Genomic DNA, 1294 nt, shown 5'->3' with positions numbered 1-1294 from the left:
TGGGGTTGCCCGCAAGTCGTGGACAGTTGATCAGGCGGCTTGTGCCGGCTGAGGTTGTGCCGTGGTGAGCAGCAGTTCGTGCTCAACCGGGGTGTTGTAGCCCAGGGCTGAGTGGAGCCGGGCACGGTTGTAGAACTCCTCGATCCAGCGGCCGGTGGCCCGGATTGCGTCCTGTCTGGTTGCCCAGCGCCGCCGGTCGTAGAACTCGGCTTTCAAGGTGGACCAGAACGATTCCTGCATAGCGTTGTCCCAACACACGCCCGTCCTGCCAACAGACTGGCGGATACCCAGCCCTGCGCAGACATCATTGAGCTGGGTGGAGGTGTACTGGGTGCCCCTGTCGGCATGGAAGACCACACCGTCCGGACCGCTACCGCGCAGGACGTGGGCCATCCGCAACGCACGCTCCACCAGGTCGGTGGTTTGGGTGGAGTCCATCGCCCATCCGATCACGCGTCGGGAGCAGGCGTCCCTGACGGCACACAAATACACCCAGCCTTCATCGGTGCGCAGGTAGGTGATGTCCGAGATCCAGACCGCATCCAAGGCCCCGGTGTCCCACTTCCTGGCCACCAGATCCGGGATCGAATGGACCCTAACCCCGCCGATCGGGGCGACCGGCCGGAACCGTCGCGGCGAGACCCCTTCCAGGCCCTGCCGGCGCATCGAGGACGCCACCGTCTTCCGGTCAACGCCGGTCCCGTTCCTTGCCAGCACGGCCCGGACCCTGGGTGCCCCGTAAACCCCGGTCGAGTCCGCATGAGCACGCCGGACCTTCGCGTCCAGTTCCGCCCGCTCAACGGCCCGCACCGACGCTGCGGAGCCTCGCCTCCGCCAGGCGTAAAACCCGGACCGTGACACCCCCAACAGCCGGGCCATCCGCTGGACCGGGTAGTTAGCCTTCTCGGCCTCCATCAGTTCGAAGCATTCCGATTCTGCTGCTTGGAGGCGAAGAAGGCTGCGGCTTTTCCCAGGAACTCGTTATCCATCCGCAGCTGCGCGTTTTCCCGGCGCAACCGCTCCAGCTCCGACTTCTCCGACTCCGCCGCGGCGAACTCCTCCGGAGCGGCCAAACGTGCCCGCTCCTGGGCCACCCACCGGCCGAGCAGCTGCTCACCCAGCCCCAGCTCCCGGGCCACCGGCGCGACAGGCCTACCCGTATCGATGACAAGCCGCGCGGCCTCCCGCCGATACTCAGGAGTGAATTTACGTCGTGTCGTGCTCACAAGAACACCTTCCCGCAGAATCCCAGGATCCCGCTACTTCAGGTGTCCACCAACAGAGGCTAACCCCA

Annotated in this window: 1 protein-coding gene; it reads right to left on the bottom strand. The window is 65.8% G+C overall.

What is annotated here, in order from left to right:
* Nucleotides 1–30: 30 nt before the first annotated feature.
* Nucleotides 31–1226 (bottom strand): IS3 family transposase gene (locus ACYSM9_RS21835; protein ID WP_461859039.1). Its coding sequence is split into 2 segments (ribosomal slippage): nucleotides 31–959 and nucleotides 959–1226, totalling 1197 coding nucleotides; the frame shifts between segments, so codons are not numbered across the junction.
* Between the last annotated feature and the right edge of the window lie 68 nt (nucleotides 1227–1294).

Source organism: Arthrobacter sp. C152 (assembly GCF_054890965.1).
The sequence above is the reverse complement of the archived record's forward strand: the minus strand, read 5'-3'. Positions and strand labels throughout refer to the sequence as shown.